Raw genomic sequence first — 14,978 nt, 5'->3', positions numbered from 1 at the left:
ATTGGTTTGCCTTTCCGGGCAAATAACTTAGTTTCGTAGCTACCTTTTTATAAAATGGCAGATAAGAACTCTGAACAACGTATGTGGTCTGATCCGAAAGATTATGGACTTCCTTATGTGGAAGTTAAACCCTTGCATAATGCGAAGAGTGAGGCTACCAAAAATTCAGATTCTGAATCCAAAGAGAAAGAAGTGGAACAGGTGGTCCCTGTAGCCAAGCCTGAAGAAAAGGAGAAGGCCAAAGTAGCTACAGAAAAGCCCGAACAAGTCTTGCCGGTAAAAGAAAAAGCGAAGGCTAGTGATAAGGTAGAAGCTGAAAAACCAGCTGAGCCTAAAATCAAGGCCAAAAAGCCAGAGCCAGAAAGCCCGAAACCGACTCCAAAGAAATCTAATTCCTGGGTTGTATATGCTGCCATCATTGGCTTGCTATTGGTTTCAACCATTGTTTGGCAGTTGATGAAAGAGGAGAAAGCAGACTCTCCTACAGAACAAGCATCTCAGAGTTCCATGACCCCAACAGAGAGTCTTGCGAATACTACCGAAGAAATAAATAATACATCAAAAGAAGAAAATCAAGTAACTGAAAATCAGGACTCTATCTCAAATTCTAATGCTCTTTCCTCATCACCTCAAGAAAGTACTGAAACTGGTACAACTATTGATCGTAAAGAGGAGAGTTCTTTGATTCGAATTGAAGCGAGAGAGGCAAGACCCCGATATTTTATCGTAGTGGGTAGTTTGCCAAACGAGCGACTAGCAATTCAGGAGTCTGACCAGTACAGAGATCGCACGAAGGAGCTTTATTTAATTGCTCCTTATGATGAAGTCTCTAATTATCGTTTGGCCATAGGGAAATTTAATTCCTTTAGTCAAGCGAGTGCTGAGTTGGATAAAATCAAAGAAAACTACACCGAAGCATTATGGATTTTGAAATATTAATATGATTCTTCTTCAAACCCTCTCAACAGATTCATTTTCTGCAGCTGACAGTCTTGGAATGGATGCAGCTGGACAAAACATCGGATTACTTGACCTCCTGATTAAAGGTGGTTACATGATGATTCCGCTTTATTTACTCTTCATCTTAGCAATTTTCATTTTTATTGAAAGGCTAATGACCTTGAAGAAAGCTACTGCAACATCTTCCCATTTATTGGATCAAGTGAAAGTTTTGGTTTCCAGCGGGCAGATAGAAAAAGCAAAAATTCTTTGTGCTGGTGAAAAAACGCCAGTTGCTAACATGATCGCTAAAGGAATTGAGCGAATCGGTTCTCCATTGAAAAACATTGAAGTTTCTATTGAGAATGTAGGTAAAATCGAAATCTACAAGCTTGAGAAAAATCTCAATCTATTGGCAACTGTTTCAGGTGCTGCTCCTATGATAGGTTTCTTGGGTACAGTGGCAGGTATGATTCAGGCATTTATAGCAATTGCCCAAGAGGAGGGGATGGTTTCTCCTAAATTGCTTTCCGAAGGGATATATGAGGCTATGATTACTACAGCAGCAGGACTGGTTGTAGGTATTTTGGCTTATTTAGGATACAACTACCTGGTAACTCAGGTTTCTAAGTTGGTACACAGCATGGAATATTCTTCCATAGAGTTTATCGAATTACTTCAAGAGAAATAAGATGGGACTCCAGTCAAAAAATAAAGTAGAAACTGCTTTCAGCATGTCATCTATGACAGATATTATCTTTCTGTTGTTGATATTCTTTATGTTGACCTCATCATTCATTACGCCATCAGGTCTTCCGGTAAATCTACCTTCCAGTGAAACATCTGATATTGCTCTTCAAGAGGTCACAGTATCGGTAACCAAAGACCTGCGTTATGCCGTAAATGATAGAGTAGTAGCACGAGATCAGATTAAGGCAGAATTGACCAATTTATTGGCTAATAAAAAAGGACAAGTCGTATTACATATCGATAAAGAAGTACCTGTGGAGTATTTGGTAGAAATTGGCGGTATAGCTGCTGGTTTGGAAGCCAATGTTTCTATCGCTACAAAACCTTATTAACATGGAATTTTGGGATGCAGATAAAGTAGAAAATCAAAACAAAAGGAGATCTGGTTTGATCACCCTTTTGATCAACATCCTATTGTTGATTGCTTTTTACTTTATAGTAGTTTGGAAGCAACCTATTCCACCTTTGCCTACTTTTGGATTGGAGTTAAACCTAGGGTTTACTCCTACAGGTTCGGGCGATAGAAATTCAGCAAATGCCCCTTCCGAAACCGTAACTCCGGTTACTGAGGCCGCTGCTCCTGGAGAAATTGCGCCACAAGTAACTCAGCCGGCTACACCCGCTCCAAGTCCTAAAACTGAAACAGCAAAACCTAAAGCCACATCCAAACCGGCTGCAAATGAAGCAGTAACCACTAAGCCTTCGCCTATTAAGGGTGAGAAAAAGGCCGTGGAGACTACCAAAAAACCAGAGCCTACCAAAACAGAGCCTGCCAAGACTGTAACTACGCCTGCAGAATCTAAGGCAGAAGAAACTGTTCAGAAAGCGCCTGAACAACCAAAAATTGATCAGAGAGCGATCTTCGGTGCGGGAGGCACAAAAGGGAAGGGAACAACTCCTGCCTCTGGAGGTGCACAGGGAAGCTCAAATGAAAAGGGTGACGAAGGAGATCCTAAAGGTACTGTAGACGGAAGAGCTATTATGGGCCAAGGTTCCGGACAAGGTACTAATTCCGGTGCAGGCTACAGCTTGGATCTTGCTGGATGGGATTTTGCTTCAAGGCCTAATATCAATGACCGGGTAAGTACAAGAAACGGCAGGATAGTTTTTAAAATCACAGTGGATGACTCAGGTCGTGTGGTTCAAGCAGTACCATTGGAGTATAATGTTTCCAATGATGTATTGGCTTATTACAGACAGGTAGTCAATCAGATTTCCTTCAAAAAACAGGGAGGAGCTGTTGCCGATTTCTCCACTGGCAAAATCACTTTCATTATCAAGGTAGATTAATCATGACCTATCAGGAAACGCTGGATTACCTGTATCAGGCACTTCCTATGTTTCAAAGGGTGGGTGCTGCTGCTTTCAAAAAAGACCTAAGTAATACGATTGCCCTTTGTGAGCACTTAGGCAATCCTCAGCATCAATTCAAATCAATCCATATAGCTGGAACGAATGGGAAGGGAAGTTCTTCGCATTCCATTGCTGCTATTTTACAAAAGGCTGGTTATAAAACCGGATTGTATACCTCACCGCATTTAAAGTCCTTTACTGAACGAATAAAGATCGACGGAGAAGAAATTCCGGAAATCTCTGTGATTGATTTTGTTGAACAGAATAAAGCTTTTTTAGAGGATTTAAGGCCCAGTTTTTTTGAAATGACTGTAGGTATGGCTTTTTGGTACTTTGCCAAGCAGCAGGTAGATATAGCAGTAATTGAAGTAGGTATGGGCGGACGCCTGGATAGTACCAATGTAATTTCTCCTGAGGTTTCTCTCATCACCAATATAGGTTGGGATCATATGCAATTTTTGGGAGATACTTTGCCCCAAATTGCAGGAGAAAAAGCGGGTATCATCAAGTCTCAAATACCAGTAGTTATTAGTCAAACCCAAGACGAGACTACATTGGTATTTAAAGAAAAAGCATCGCAGGCGAAAGCACCTATTTATTTTGCCGATCAAATCTGGAAGATAGAAAAGAATGGAGAAGAGGCGGGGAAAGCGATTTATCAGGCTAGTTCCGACAAAGCAACCTTTACATTTAAATTTGAGCTATTAGGGAATTATCAAAAATGGAATTTGCCTGGAATTATTGAGACTGTATATCAACTGAAATTGAAGGGTTGGAATATAGAGTCTCAGGCAATCATTGAAGGTTTGGATAGTGTTGTTGCCAGTACTGGTTTGAAAGGAAGGTGGCAAACTTTGTATGAAAAGCCTTTGACAATCTGTGATACAGGGCATAATGAGCCTGGTATGAAAGAGATTGTTTCTCAGATTGAGACTTATTCTTATGAGCAATTGTGGATGATCCTAGGAATGGTGCAGGATAAAGATGTAACCAAAATTCTCAGGCTCTTACCTCAATCTGCAAATTTCATTTTTTGCGAAGCGAATATTCCCCGTGCTATGAAGGCCAGTGAGTTGGCTGAAAAAGCAGAAAGTATAGGGATTAAGGGCCAAATAATGGCTGATGTAAATGAAGCAATTCAATTTGCCAGAAAAAAAGCAGGACCAAATGACTTGATATTTGTAGGAGGCAGTACTTTTGTGGTCGCTGAAATCGAAGAGCTGTAATAATGAGTAGAAAAAAACTGGTTCGTTTTAAGGAAAACGAATTAAATCCGAATGTAGTCCAGGCTGGCAAAGCAATTTTTGAAGAAATCAAAGGCAATTGGAATGAAAAGCAGTTTAAAAATCCTAACCCTCTTGTGGTTGAATTAGCCTGTGGCCGTGGAGAGTTTACTGTGGGTTTAGCCAGAGTTTTTCCTAATCAAAACTTTATTGGGGTCGACATCAAGGGAAGTAGAATTTGGAAAGGTAGTTCTACTGCCACAGCCGAAGGAATTGAGAATGTGGCCTTTTTGAGGACTCAGATTCAGCAACTGGATCAGTTTTTTTCAGAAGAAGAAATATCAGAATTATGGATCACTTTCCCAGATCCATTTCCAAGGGACGGAGATGAAAAGAGACGATTAACATCTCCCAAGTTTTTGGATATGTATAAGTCCTTGGTGAAAAGAGACGGAATTATTCATTTTAAAACGGATAATACCGGCCTTTTTGATTATTCATTGGAGTTGGTTCAGTCCAGAGAAGACATAGAAATTCTAGGATTTACTCATGATTTTTATCAAAGTGAATGGAAGGATGATCACTTTGGAATCCAAACCCGATATGAAAAGATGTTTTCCGAAAAGGGTGAAAAGATCAAGTATTTGAAATTCCATTTCAGGAATTAATCAAACTTCAATTTGACCTTCTCAAGGTAAAGCGTTCCTAATACCTTTTCCAATAGCAAATCTCTATCTACAGGTTTGGTGAGATATTCATCCATTCCTACAGATATTGCTTTTGCTTTGCTTCTTTCTGTAGTATCCGCAGTAACTGCTATGATCGGGATATTTTGATGATGTGAACCTGCCTGACCTGCTCGAATTGCCTGAGTAGCTTCATACCCATCCATTTCAGGCATTTGAAGATCCATCAAAATCAAATCACATGGTTGAGCCTGCAATTTATCCAGCGCTTCTAATCCATGATTCGCAAAATCATAACTGATTCCTTCCCACTTTTTGAGGATAGATTTGATGACTAGCTGATTCACAGGGTTATCCTCAACGACTAATATTCTTTTTCCCTTAAGTAAATTATTTTTTTCCGCTAAAATTAGCTCATTGGTCTCTTTTGCTGCTTTTTCAAATTCTAATTTGATAATGACCTCTGTGCCTTTATTCACTTCACTTTGAATTTGAATCTTGCCATGGTGTAACTCAACCAAAGCTTTGACAATGCAAAGCCCTAAACCAAAGCCACCAAACTTTCTTTTATCATCAATTTGCTCCTGAATAAATGATTCATATATCCTGTCAAGCTTCGCCTTTTTTATACCTGCGCCTGTGTCTTTGATGGAAAATGTTAGTAGATGTTTGTCTTTTTTATCTTCATAATCAAGCACTTCGAGTTTTATCGAACCTTCATTGGTGAACTTGACAGCATTATTCAAAACATTCCCAAGAATTTGACGGAATCTAGTAGCATCTCCAATTGCGCGTTCAGGCAATATTGCTTTTTCTTCATAAGCAAACTGAAGGCCTTTATCCCTAGCTTGCTGGTAAGTGATGGCTTTTAATTCATGAATGACCTTATGAACACTGAATGGTCTGCTTTCTAAATTGAGTTCATTCTTTTCAATTTTCGAATAATCCAGGATATCGTCAATGGATGAGAGTAGGGAGAGAGATGAGTATTTGATGACTTCCAGATTCTCCTTGACTTTTTCATCTGGCAAATCCCGCATTATGGATTCTGATAGCCCTAAAATCGCATTGAGAGGAGTTCTCAATTCATGACTCATATTAGAAAGGAAGTAAGATTTTATTTGGTTGCTCTCCTCTGATTGCTGCAAGGCCTCTTCTTGAGCTTTTTCTTTTTCTGATCTCAGTAGACTGATTCGGTTTGCCATGGAGAGTGACAAGAAAATGATTTCAAGTCCAGTTCCGATTTTAGAAGCATTTTCTGTGATAAAGGTGTTTGGTATTACACTGAAATTATTCAGTATAAAAAGAACAAAGCCTAGGGTAAGGAAGAATATACCGATGGTGAAAAATGCATCTATCTTTTTTCCTTTAATGTAGCCCACTACGATTGAAGTAATGACTAAGAGCAAAAGGATTAAAGCTAAACCATTTGCAGCAGGGTAATAAATCGGTCTTCCTGCATCGATGAAAATCACACAGCCAAGTAATGCGATAATACCTATAATTAAACCGGTAAAAACTTTATTTAAGCCTTTGCTGATTTCCTCAATTCGAATATAAACCTGAGTATATCTTCCAAAAGCTAAAGTGGAAAATACAGCAGCAATTAGTATACTTTTATCAGCTATAAAACCAGGCTCTTGGAAAATATATTGATATAAGTAACCATCTAAGCCTAAGTGTAATAATGCTACAGAGAATACATAAGTGATATAGAGCAAAAAACTTTTCTCCTTGATCCCAAAATAGAAAAATAGATAGGTAATTCCTGTTAATAATAAGATGCCATAGAAAATACCATAGATCAACTGATCGAAATAGGAACTGTTAATCAATGAACTCGGGGAGTTTAATTCTAAGGGGAGATTGATTACTTCTCCATCACTTTGATAGTTGATGAAAAAATCAGCACTTTTCCCGGCTTCAAGTTTGAGCGGAAAAATTGTCTTTCTATGATCAAATGCCCGATCTTCCCATCTGACTAAATCTCCATTTGTCAGTTTTTGATTGATTAGCCCTTCTTGAACTTGATATAATACTACTGAATCCGTGATGGGTCTTCCAGTTTCAAAGAAAAATACTTTATCCTCTTCGCTATCATTTGTCAAACTGAATTTGACCCAATAATTAAAAGTGGTAAAACCAAGATTTGAATTTCTATTTGGTATATCATTAAATGGTAAAATCTCTTCATTAGAGAGTATACTTTGTATGCTATATATAGAGTCCTCTGCATCGAAAAGTTTAGAGTCACGGAATACAGAAAATGGATATTCTGAAATTTGTGAAACCTTTACTTGAGCAGATGTCAATCGCGGCAAAAATAGGATAAGACCTAGAATGATGATCTTAACTATTTTATTTTTCATAGGAATCTAAAATTAGGGTGTCAAGATTACGACAGATATACGAGATTCCTTTCGAATTCAGATTATTGAATTTGAAATTAATAAAAATGCAATCCTTAATAATCTATTTAAATTATAAGCAGTACTACTAGTTAGTAATACATTTTAAATAGATTACATCCATCCAAACCTAATAATAGCCGATTAAATAAAAATAAGACCGAATATTTACTGTATAAATTTAGGGTCTTTATATGCTGGATTGGGATATTTATAGAATCCTTCCCCTGTTTTCTCCCCCAGTTTTCCTTGATCAATATAAGTTTTGAGATGTGCCGCGAATGCTTTAGATGCTGAGTCTTCTCTGGATTTGGTCACATGCCAAGCTGTATCCAATCCAATGCTATCCAAAATTCCAAAAGGCCCCATTGGCATATGGAAGTTGACCATCCAAGATTTGTCGATATCTTCAACGGAGGCTACTTCTCCTGTTAATAACTTACCGGCTGCACCTATCAAGGCTAATAGCATGGTATTAAAAATATATCCAGGGTTTTCCTTTTTCACTAAAACTGGAACTTGATTCAAACTTCTTCCAAATTTCTCCAACAAAGGAATCAGACTTGGGTCAGTTCCGGGATGAGGCATGATGTCTACAACCCGAGAATAGAAAACGTCATGAAAGTGTAAAGCACAAAATTTCGAAGGCTTACCCGATATATCGGCAAACATGGAAGGAAGCAAGTAGGATGTATTCGTAGTAAGGATAGTTTTTTCAGGTGCTAATTCACCAAACTGCTTCCATACTTTCTTTTTCAGTTCAATGTCTTCTGTGACACTTTCATTGATTAGATCTGCGTCTTTTACAGCCTTTTCTGGATCTAAAGTAAAGTAAACCCTAGAAAGAATTTTTTCCGGATTTTCCTTCAGGTGACCTCCTTTATCGAGTTGTGCCAATATCTTTTTCATTGTTTCAAATGAAAAATCAAGCGCTTTATCTGTAATGTCAAAAATTGAAACCTGATACCCTGAAATAGCTGCCTGTAATGCTATCCGGGATCCCAAGGTTCCTGCTCCAATGATACTAACGATTTGGATTTCCATATTAAATATTTTCTGTGATGATACTGTTTTTAGCTTTCTTTCCTGCTGCCTTTACTACTTCAATCAAAGCTGCAAATCGAGGGTCAGCAGCCTGTCCCAACTTATACCTTTTATAAATCTGCTGGGCAATTACTCCTACCTTAAAAAGCCCAAAGACGTAATAGAAAAGGATATTGCTCAAATCAAGTCCACTGTGTAAATCATAATAGGAGATAACTTCCTTTCTCGTGAAGTTTCCGGGAAGATGAGTCAGGTTAAACATCTTGAGGATTTCAGGATCATCTGATTCTGCCCAATAAGCCAAACTTGTCCCCAGGTCCATCAATGGATCCCCCACAGTTGCCATTTCCCAATCCAAAAGAGCTTTGATTTCAGTGATATTATTCGGGTCCAAGACCAGATTATCATACTTAAAATCATTGTGGATGAAACCCACATTTTCTTGATCGGGAATATTTAATTTCAACCATTCTGAGGTTTTCTCCATTTCTGGAATCACCTCTGTTGCTGCGCGGGAGTAACGGTCCGCCCAACCCAAAACTTGCCTGTTGACATATCCTTCCGGCTTTCCTAGATTAATAAGGCCAGATCGATTCAGCTCCAAATGATGTAGCTCTAAAAGGGTATCTAAGGTATGTTTGGATAGATTTAGGAAATCAGACTCAGTGATTTGAACTCCTTGGGGTATTTTATTTCTCAAGACAATACCCTCAACAAATTCCATCATGAAAAATGGCGATCCTAAAACTGTCTCATCTTCAAAAAGTAAAACTGGTTTGGGACTTTTGGAGTATCCTGCTCGTTGCAATGCTTCCAATACATTGCTTTCCCTGACCATGTCATGGGCACTGCTGATCTGATAACCAAAGGGTGGTCGTCTCAGCGCATAGCGATGGGTGGGAGTTTGTACCAGGAAAGTGAGATTCGAAAAACCCCCTGATAGCGCTTTGATTTCTATGGTAGAAGGATCCCAATTAAACTTTTCATGCAACAATTCCTTGAGTTTATCAAATTCTAGCTCTTTCATTTGCGCTGGTAATTTTTCAAAATGCTTCTTGCCAGAGAGGATTTATGTACCTCATCCGGTCCATCGTAAATTCTGGCTCCTCTTTCATGTCTGTACCAAAAAGAAAGTAGCGTATCATCAGTGACACCCAAAGCTCCATGTACCTGAATCGCTCTGTCTATTACTTTCATCAATACATCGGCTACAAAAAATTTGATAGTGGAAATCTCCTCCTTGGCAGCTTTGGCACCTTGCTCTTCCATTTTTCGGGCAGTATCCAGCACCATCAATCTGCTCGCATTGATTTCAGCTCTACTTTCAGCTATCCAATTTTGAATGGTTTGCTTTTCCGCAAGACTTTTGCCCGGTGACAGCTCTCTATCAACTGCTCTCTGGCACATCATAGAAAATACGCGTTCACAAATGCCTATCCATCTCATGCAATGATGAATTCTGCCAGGCCCTAATCTTTCCTGAGCTAGTACAAAACCTTGGCCTTCTTCTCCAATCAAATGATTTGCAGGAACTTTGCAATCTGTGAATTTTACTTCGGCATGAGAAAAATAATCTTCACCAGCTTCTCCCATAATAGGGATGTTTCGTACTAATTGATAACCAGGATTATCCAAAGGAACGATCACCATACTTGCCTTTTGATAAGGTGAATCTGCTTCCGGATTGGTCACAGCCATGACTATCGTAAATGATGCTCCATCAGCAGCTGTGGTAAACCATTTGTGACCATTGATGATATAATGATCTCCTTCTCGTTGGGCTACGGTACTCAGATTGACAGGATTACTGCCTGCATTTTCAGGCTCTGTCATCGCAAAGCAACTTCTGATTTCTCCTTTTTGTAAAGGTTTCAAAAACTTTTCCTTCTGGAAATCTGAGCCAAATAAATGCAACAACTCCATGTTCCCTATATCCGGTGCATTGCAATTGAAAACGTAATGTCCTAGCGGGCTTTGACCCAGAATTTCTGACACATGAGCAAATTCCAAAAGACTCAGTCCTAAGCCTCCTTCTTTTTCGGAAAGATGAGGCGCAAATAAGCCGAGCTTTTTCGCCTTTTCTCTCAAGGCATTTAATTGAGGTAAGTAAGACTTAAAAGGTCCTTGGACAACTTTCAAATCAATAGGAAATAGCTCTTGCTTTACAAAATCCCTGTATTGATTTAAAATGCCAGCAAGATCGGTTTTGGGTTTATTTTTCGAATCAATCATACATTAAATAGTAAATCCTCCATCAGCCGTAAAAACTCCTCCTGTAGTGTAAGAAGAGGCCGAGGAAGCTAAAAACAAGGCCATTGCTCCGATTTCTTCACTTGTACCGGCACGCTTGATCGCGAGCTGCTTCATCACCATGGACATGATTTTATCATTACTCCAAAGTGCTTCAGAAAACTTCGTTTGGATCAAGCCAGGGCAGATGGCATTTACTCTGATTTTGGCATCTCCCCATTCCTTTGCATATACTTTTGTCAGCGAAATTAAAGCAGCTTTGCTCACCGAGTAAATTCCAAGTCCATGTTCAGGTGATATTCCTCCAATGGAACTGATATTAATCACTGAGGCATTGGATGATTTGCGAAGGTGCGGAAAGCAGAGCCGGGTAAGCTCAAAAGGAGCTTTTACATTGACATCCATGATTTTGTCAAATGCTTCCAAACTGGTTTCGTGAACAGGACCAAAGGCAGGGTTGGAAGCAGCGTTATTGACCAGAATATCAATTTGACCATATTTCTCCACTGTTTTTTCCACCAATTGAGGAAGCTCTTCCATATTCCCCACATTACAGGCTATTCCAGTAGCCTCATAGCCACGTGATTTAAGGTGGTTGGCCATATCATCCAAAGCTTCTTGCTTTCTACTGCTAATAACCACTTTTGCACCTGCTGCTGCAAATATTTCGGCAATTGCCAATCCAATCCCTTTGGATGCTCCAGTTATCAGAGCTACTTTGTTGTCTAATGAAAAAACGCTTGATAAATCCATTGAAAGTTTATTTTTTATCTCTTGTTCAAGATAGAAAAAAATCGGGCTGATGGTAGGGCTATCAGCTAATATATTCCTAGTTTTAGTTCTTATTTTTTCCTGAATTGTCTGGAGAAAATTGTTTGGCGACCTGATTTGCAGTTTTTGGAAAACAAAATCTTTTGGCCAGAGGGAAAATGGTAGGAAGTAAATTTTATTCTAGAAAAAATTGATAGATCTGAAAACCAGAAAGAAAGGCATCCAAGGATCTTGATTTTCTTGTATTTGAAACTAATTAAATGTTGAACAGTCATTCAGAAATTGATAGAACTTCCAGAGTGATTATCTAATCCAAATTATTAAAACGAAAAACATAATATTATTAACAGATGAAAGAAGTAATTTTTGAAAAAACCGGTCTTCCATCAGAAGTCCTTGAACTGAAAGAATCTCCAATGCCTCAGCCTAAAGAAGGCCAAGTGTTGATTAAAGTCACTGCCAGGAATATCAACCCATCGGATATCATGTTTATCAGAGGGATGTATGGAATCACTCCGGTATTACCAAGCAGTGCTGGATTTGAAGCAGCAGGTGTTGTGGAAAAAGGAGATGCCGGAGGAATTTTGAAAGAAGGGACCAGAGTAATGTTTTCCGCAATCGGTACTTGGAAAGAATATGTATGTGTTCCTGCATCTTTAGCGATCCCCATTCCGGAAGGTATGCCGGATGAGGTGGCTTGCCAGGCTTTTGTTAATCCCATGACGGCTTATGGAATGCTGGAGAAATCAGGTCTGAAAGAGGGAGACTGGTTGCTGATCACAGCAGGAGCTTCTGCATTTGGGAAGTTTGCGCTTCAGATGGCCAAAGAAAGAGGGATCAAGGTGGCTGCCACTGTGAGGCATGATGACCAAATCGAGTATTTGGAAAAAATGGGTGCAGATTTAGTGATCAATTCTGAAAAGGAAAAAATACAAAAAGTATTGCCGGAAAAGACAGATGGTGGAGTTCACGTGGTATTCGATGCGGTAGGAGGGACCTTGGGAGCTAAAGCACTAGCTTCACTTCGCCCTAAAGGGAAAATGATGGTTTTTGGGGCATTGAGTTTGGAAAATATGCCTGTTAACAGCGGTTTAATGATTTTCAATAACCTTCAAATTGAGGGATTTTGGTTGAGCACTTGGATGGATGAAACTGATCCAAAGACTAGAGGTCAGGCCTTTTTGAAAGTTTTTGGCTTTTTGATGAAAGATGATTCCAAAATTGATATCGCAGGAAAATTCCCTTTGGCAGCATTCAAAGAGGCTCTGAATTCCTATGAAATGCCGGGTAGAAATGGAAAAATTCTCTTAGTGAGTTAATTTCTCGCAAATCATTCTTTATAAAAAAAGGGAATGGCCATCTTTGTACTTTGAAAACTAAAACAAAAAGACAGAACGTAATGAATTGGGACAAGCTGGATAAAGAGCTAACCGAAATTGTTGAAAAAAGAAATCAACTCGCGCAGATGGATTATAATCATGAAGATTACGATGATCTTGAAGAGGAGATCCATGACTTGGAGGATGATTTCAATGAGGATTATGAGAAAGTTTTAGAAAAAGAATTAGAAAAAATTTACTCCGTGTTGAAATCGGATACTGATATTCTTCTTCCAACGGCTTATATCGCTAATAAATACAAGCCCTTATTACCGGATGCTAATGGTATAATCAGTTATGAAGTAGGAGGTCAAGAAGGCGTTCCAATTGAATCAGATCAATTTGACAGGCAGGATGTGAGGATTGTGCTAGTTCCTAATCCAGCTAGATTCGTGATGCTGATCAATGGAAGACAGTTAAAAGATCTTTGGAGAAGCCGATAAAATAATCTGATTATCCGCAATCTTGGCAATTACCATATTTTCTTTGCTTGACCGATTGGAAGACCGATGACCGATGACCGAAGCTTCCGGATTCTGATCCTCTGGGCTAATATTAGGCCATATAAATCTTATTACTGATAAGAAAGCGGATGTTCATATAAAATTAAAAAGCTGTCTAAAAAGTGCAATTTGTCACATTGAGAGTCCAGTCAATTGTACAGGTTCGTAATGTAGGTCAAAACGATAGAAATGACCTTCGATTCAGCTGCTAATTAAAATCCGAAATTTCACTTATTTCGGATTTTTTTATTGTGGAAAGTAAGTTTAGATAACTTAAAATCCTGCTATTTCAATTAATCATTTTCTTTTTTCTCTTTGTTCTTTTGCCTTGAAGCGAAAGAACCAATCCCGACAGCCGTACGGGACAAGACAGGGCAAAAACGAAAGTTTTTGAGCCAGAAAGTGCGCCAGGAAGCTCCAACCCTGCCGTTGGCAGGCAGGCGCACTAGGCCGGACGCTGGCCCGCTGCTGCGTCAGCCCACCGCGTCCTCATTATAAAGTTTTTTCTAAAAGGAATGGTTTTCTGTTGCAAAAGAACAATTGACGAATCCATTTTGGATGACTCTGTCATATCATTTTTTTGTATGTCCGAAGAATGTTTAAGACTCAGGCTGACATTGGAGCTTTTAATGAGACAGCCTCTTATTTTTTACCTAAACCCTAATTTTTCTCTTACTTGATTAAGTAACTTTTCCCCTACCTGCCTGGCCTTTTCTTCGCCTGCCGCCAGCTTTTCTTCAATTTCTTTGGGGTTTGACATGTAAAAGTCAAAGGCCTTTCTTTCCTCAGCATACTTCGTTAGGATCAATTCAAAAAATTCCTTTTTGGCATGTCCATAGCCATAGTTTCCACCCTGATATTTTGCTCTCATTTCTTGAGTCTGGGTTTCTGAAGCGATAAGGCTATATAACTTGTATACATTACAGGTATCAGGATCCTTAGGCTCTTCCAAAGGAGTGCTGTCAGTGACAATCGTATTGACCACCTTTTTCAACTGCTTTTCAGGAAGGAAAATATCGATGTAGTTATTGTAAGATTTGGACATTTTCTGCCCATCCGTTCCAGGGATAGTTTTTACTGATTCTGAAATTCTTGCCTCAGGAATGGTCAAAAGATCTTCTCCAATAATCCTGTTGAATGTAGAAGCAATATCTCGGGTCATCTCAAGATGCTGCATCTGATCTTTCCCAACTGGCACCAAATCGGCAGAATACAATAATATATCCGCAGCCATCAGAACAGGATAGGTAAAGAGACCGGCATTTACATCAGCCAATCGCTCCGATTTATCCTTAAAGCTATGTGCATTGGCAAGCATAGGGAAAGGAGTAAAGCAGTTCAAATACCAAGTGAGTTCTGCCACTTCCGGCCTTCTTGATTGTCTATAGAAAACTGTCTTTGAAATATCCAGACCAAAAGCTAACCAAGCGGCTGCCACTGCCAAAGTATTCTGCTTACGAAGCTCGCTGTCTTTGGAACTGGTCAAAGAATGAAAATCTGCAATAAAAATGTATGATTCTTCCTGGTTTTCCTTCGCTAATTGGATAGCAGGAACGATTGCCCCAAGAATATTTCCCAAATGGGGTCTTCCACTACTTTGTATTCCTGTCAGTACTCTTGCCATTGGTCTAATTTTGGCGCAAAATAAGTAAAACAGCCTACAATTCGGTTG

The 14,978-nt window shown here is 39.2% G+C and carries 14 protein-coding genes; 8 read left to right on the top strand and 6 right to left on the bottom strand.

The genetic code is table 11. From position 1 onward, the window contains the following. Positions 1-54: 54 nt before the first annotated feature. The 6 genes from BM073_RS10830 to trmB are packed head-to-tail and all read left to right on the top strand — an operon-like array spanning position 55 to position 4,933. Positions 55-939, top strand: a complete 885-nt coding sequence (locus tag BM073_RS10830; RefSeq protein ID WP_139217485.1) for an SPOR domain-containing protein — start codon at positions 55-57, stop codon at positions 937-939. Between the two features lies 1 nt (position 940). Further along, positions 941-1,630 (top strand): MotA/TolQ/ExbB proton channel family protein, encoded by a 690-nt coding sequence (locus BM073_RS10825; protein WP_091654044.1) that lies wholly within the window; start codon positions 941-943, stop codon positions 1,628-1,630. Position 1,631: 1 nt separating this feature from the next. Then, positions 1,632-2,021, top strand: coding sequence for an ExbD/TolR family protein (locus BM073_RS10820; protein ID WP_091654043.1), 390 nt, complete (start codon positions 1,632-1,634; stop codon positions 2,019-2,021). 1 nt (position 2,022) lies between these two features. Further along, positions 2,023-2,979: an energy transducer TonB gene (locus tag BM073_RS10815; protein ID WP_091654041.1), complete on the top strand. Its 957-nt coding sequence runs from the start codon at positions 2,023-2,025 to the stop codon at positions 2,977-2,979. A 2-nt stretch (positions 2,980-2,981) separates the two neighbouring features. Continuing rightward, positions 2,982-4,268, top strand: a complete 1,287-nt coding sequence (locus BM073_RS10810; RefSeq protein WP_091654039.1) for a bifunctional folylpolyglutamate synthase/dihydrofolate synthase — start codon at positions 2,982-2,984, stop codon at positions 4,266-4,268. Between the two features lie 2 nt (positions 4,269-4,270). Further along, positions 4,271-4,933 carry a tRNA (guanosine(46)-N7)-methyltransferase TrmB gene (gene trmB, locus BM073_RS10805; RefSeq protein WP_091654037.1) on the top strand — a complete coding sequence of 221 codons (663 nt, stop codon included), beginning with the start codon at positions 4,271-4,273 and terminating at the stop codon, positions 4,931-4,933. Here trmB and BM073_RS10800 read toward each other — a convergent pair. The 5 genes from BM073_RS10800 to BM073_RS10780 all read right to left on the bottom strand — a co-directional run bounded on the left by BM073_RS10800 (position 4,930) and on the right by BM073_RS10780 (position 11,406). Further along, complete coding sequence (locus BM073_RS10800) at positions 4,930-7,320, bottom strand: hybrid sensor histidine kinase/response regulator (protein WP_091654035.1); 2,391 nt, start codon at positions 7,318-7,320, stop codon at positions 4,930-4,932. The two genes, trmB and BM073_RS10800, sit on opposite strands and share 4 nt — an antisense overlap. 207 nt (positions 7,321-7,527) lie before the next feature. Then, entirely contained in the window at positions 7,528-8,403 is an 876-nt protein-coding gene (locus BM073_RS10795; protein ID WP_091654034.1) for a 3-hydroxyacyl-CoA dehydrogenase, read from the bottom strand. Between the two features lies 1 nt (position 8,404). Continuing rightward, positions 8,405-9,430 carry a phosphotransferase family protein gene (locus BM073_RS10790; RefSeq protein ID WP_091654032.1) on the bottom strand — a complete coding sequence of 342 codons (1,026 nt, stop codon included), beginning with the start codon at positions 9,428-9,430 and terminating at the stop codon, positions 8,405-8,407. Beyond that, positions 9,427-10,635 carry an acyl-CoA dehydrogenase family protein gene (locus tag BM073_RS10785; protein WP_091654030.1) on the bottom strand — a complete coding sequence of 403 codons (1,209 nt, stop codon included), beginning with the start codon at positions 10,633-10,635 and terminating at the stop codon, positions 9,427-9,429. Before BM073_RS10785 ends, BM073_RS10790 begins: the two co-directional genes overlap by 4 nt. A gap of 3 nt (positions 10,636-10,638) precedes the next feature. Next, positions 10,639-11,406 carry an SDR family NAD(P)-dependent oxidoreductase gene (locus tag BM073_RS10780; protein ID WP_091654029.1) on the bottom strand — a complete coding sequence of 256 codons (768 nt, stop codon included), beginning with the start codon at positions 11,404-11,406 and terminating at the stop codon, positions 10,639-10,641. A 368-nt stretch (positions 11,407-11,774) separates the two neighbouring features. Here BM073_RS10780 and BM073_RS10770 point away from each other — a divergent pair, with 368 nt between their 5' ends. Both BM073_RS10770 and BM073_RS10765 read left to right on the top strand, forming a co-directional pair. Beyond that, complete coding sequence (locus tag BM073_RS10770) at positions 11,775-12,743, top strand: zinc-dependent alcohol dehydrogenase family protein (RefSeq protein WP_091654025.1); 969 nt, start codon at positions 11,775-11,777, stop codon at positions 12,741-12,743. 80 nt (positions 12,744-12,823) lie between these two features. Beyond that, positions 12,824-13,246, top strand: coding sequence for a hypothetical protein (locus BM073_RS10765; protein WP_091654024.1), 423 nt, complete (start codon positions 12,824-12,826; stop codon positions 13,244-13,246). 709 nt (positions 13,247-13,955) lie between these two features. Here BM073_RS10765 and trpS read toward each other — a convergent pair. Then, complete coding sequence (trpS, locus tag BM073_RS10760) at positions 13,956-14,930, bottom strand: tryptophan--tRNA ligase (protein WP_091654022.1); 975 nt, start codon at positions 14,928-14,930, stop codon at positions 13,956-13,958. Positions 14,931-14,978 lie beyond the last annotated feature (48 nt).

This window comes from Algoriphagus ornithinivorans, from assembly GCF_900115305.1.
Lineage (GTDB): Bacteria > Bacteroidota > Bacteroidia > Cytophagales > Cyclobacteriaceae > Algoriphagus > Algoriphagus ornithinivorans.
This window is presented reverse-complemented; position numbering and strand designations above follow the sequence as displayed.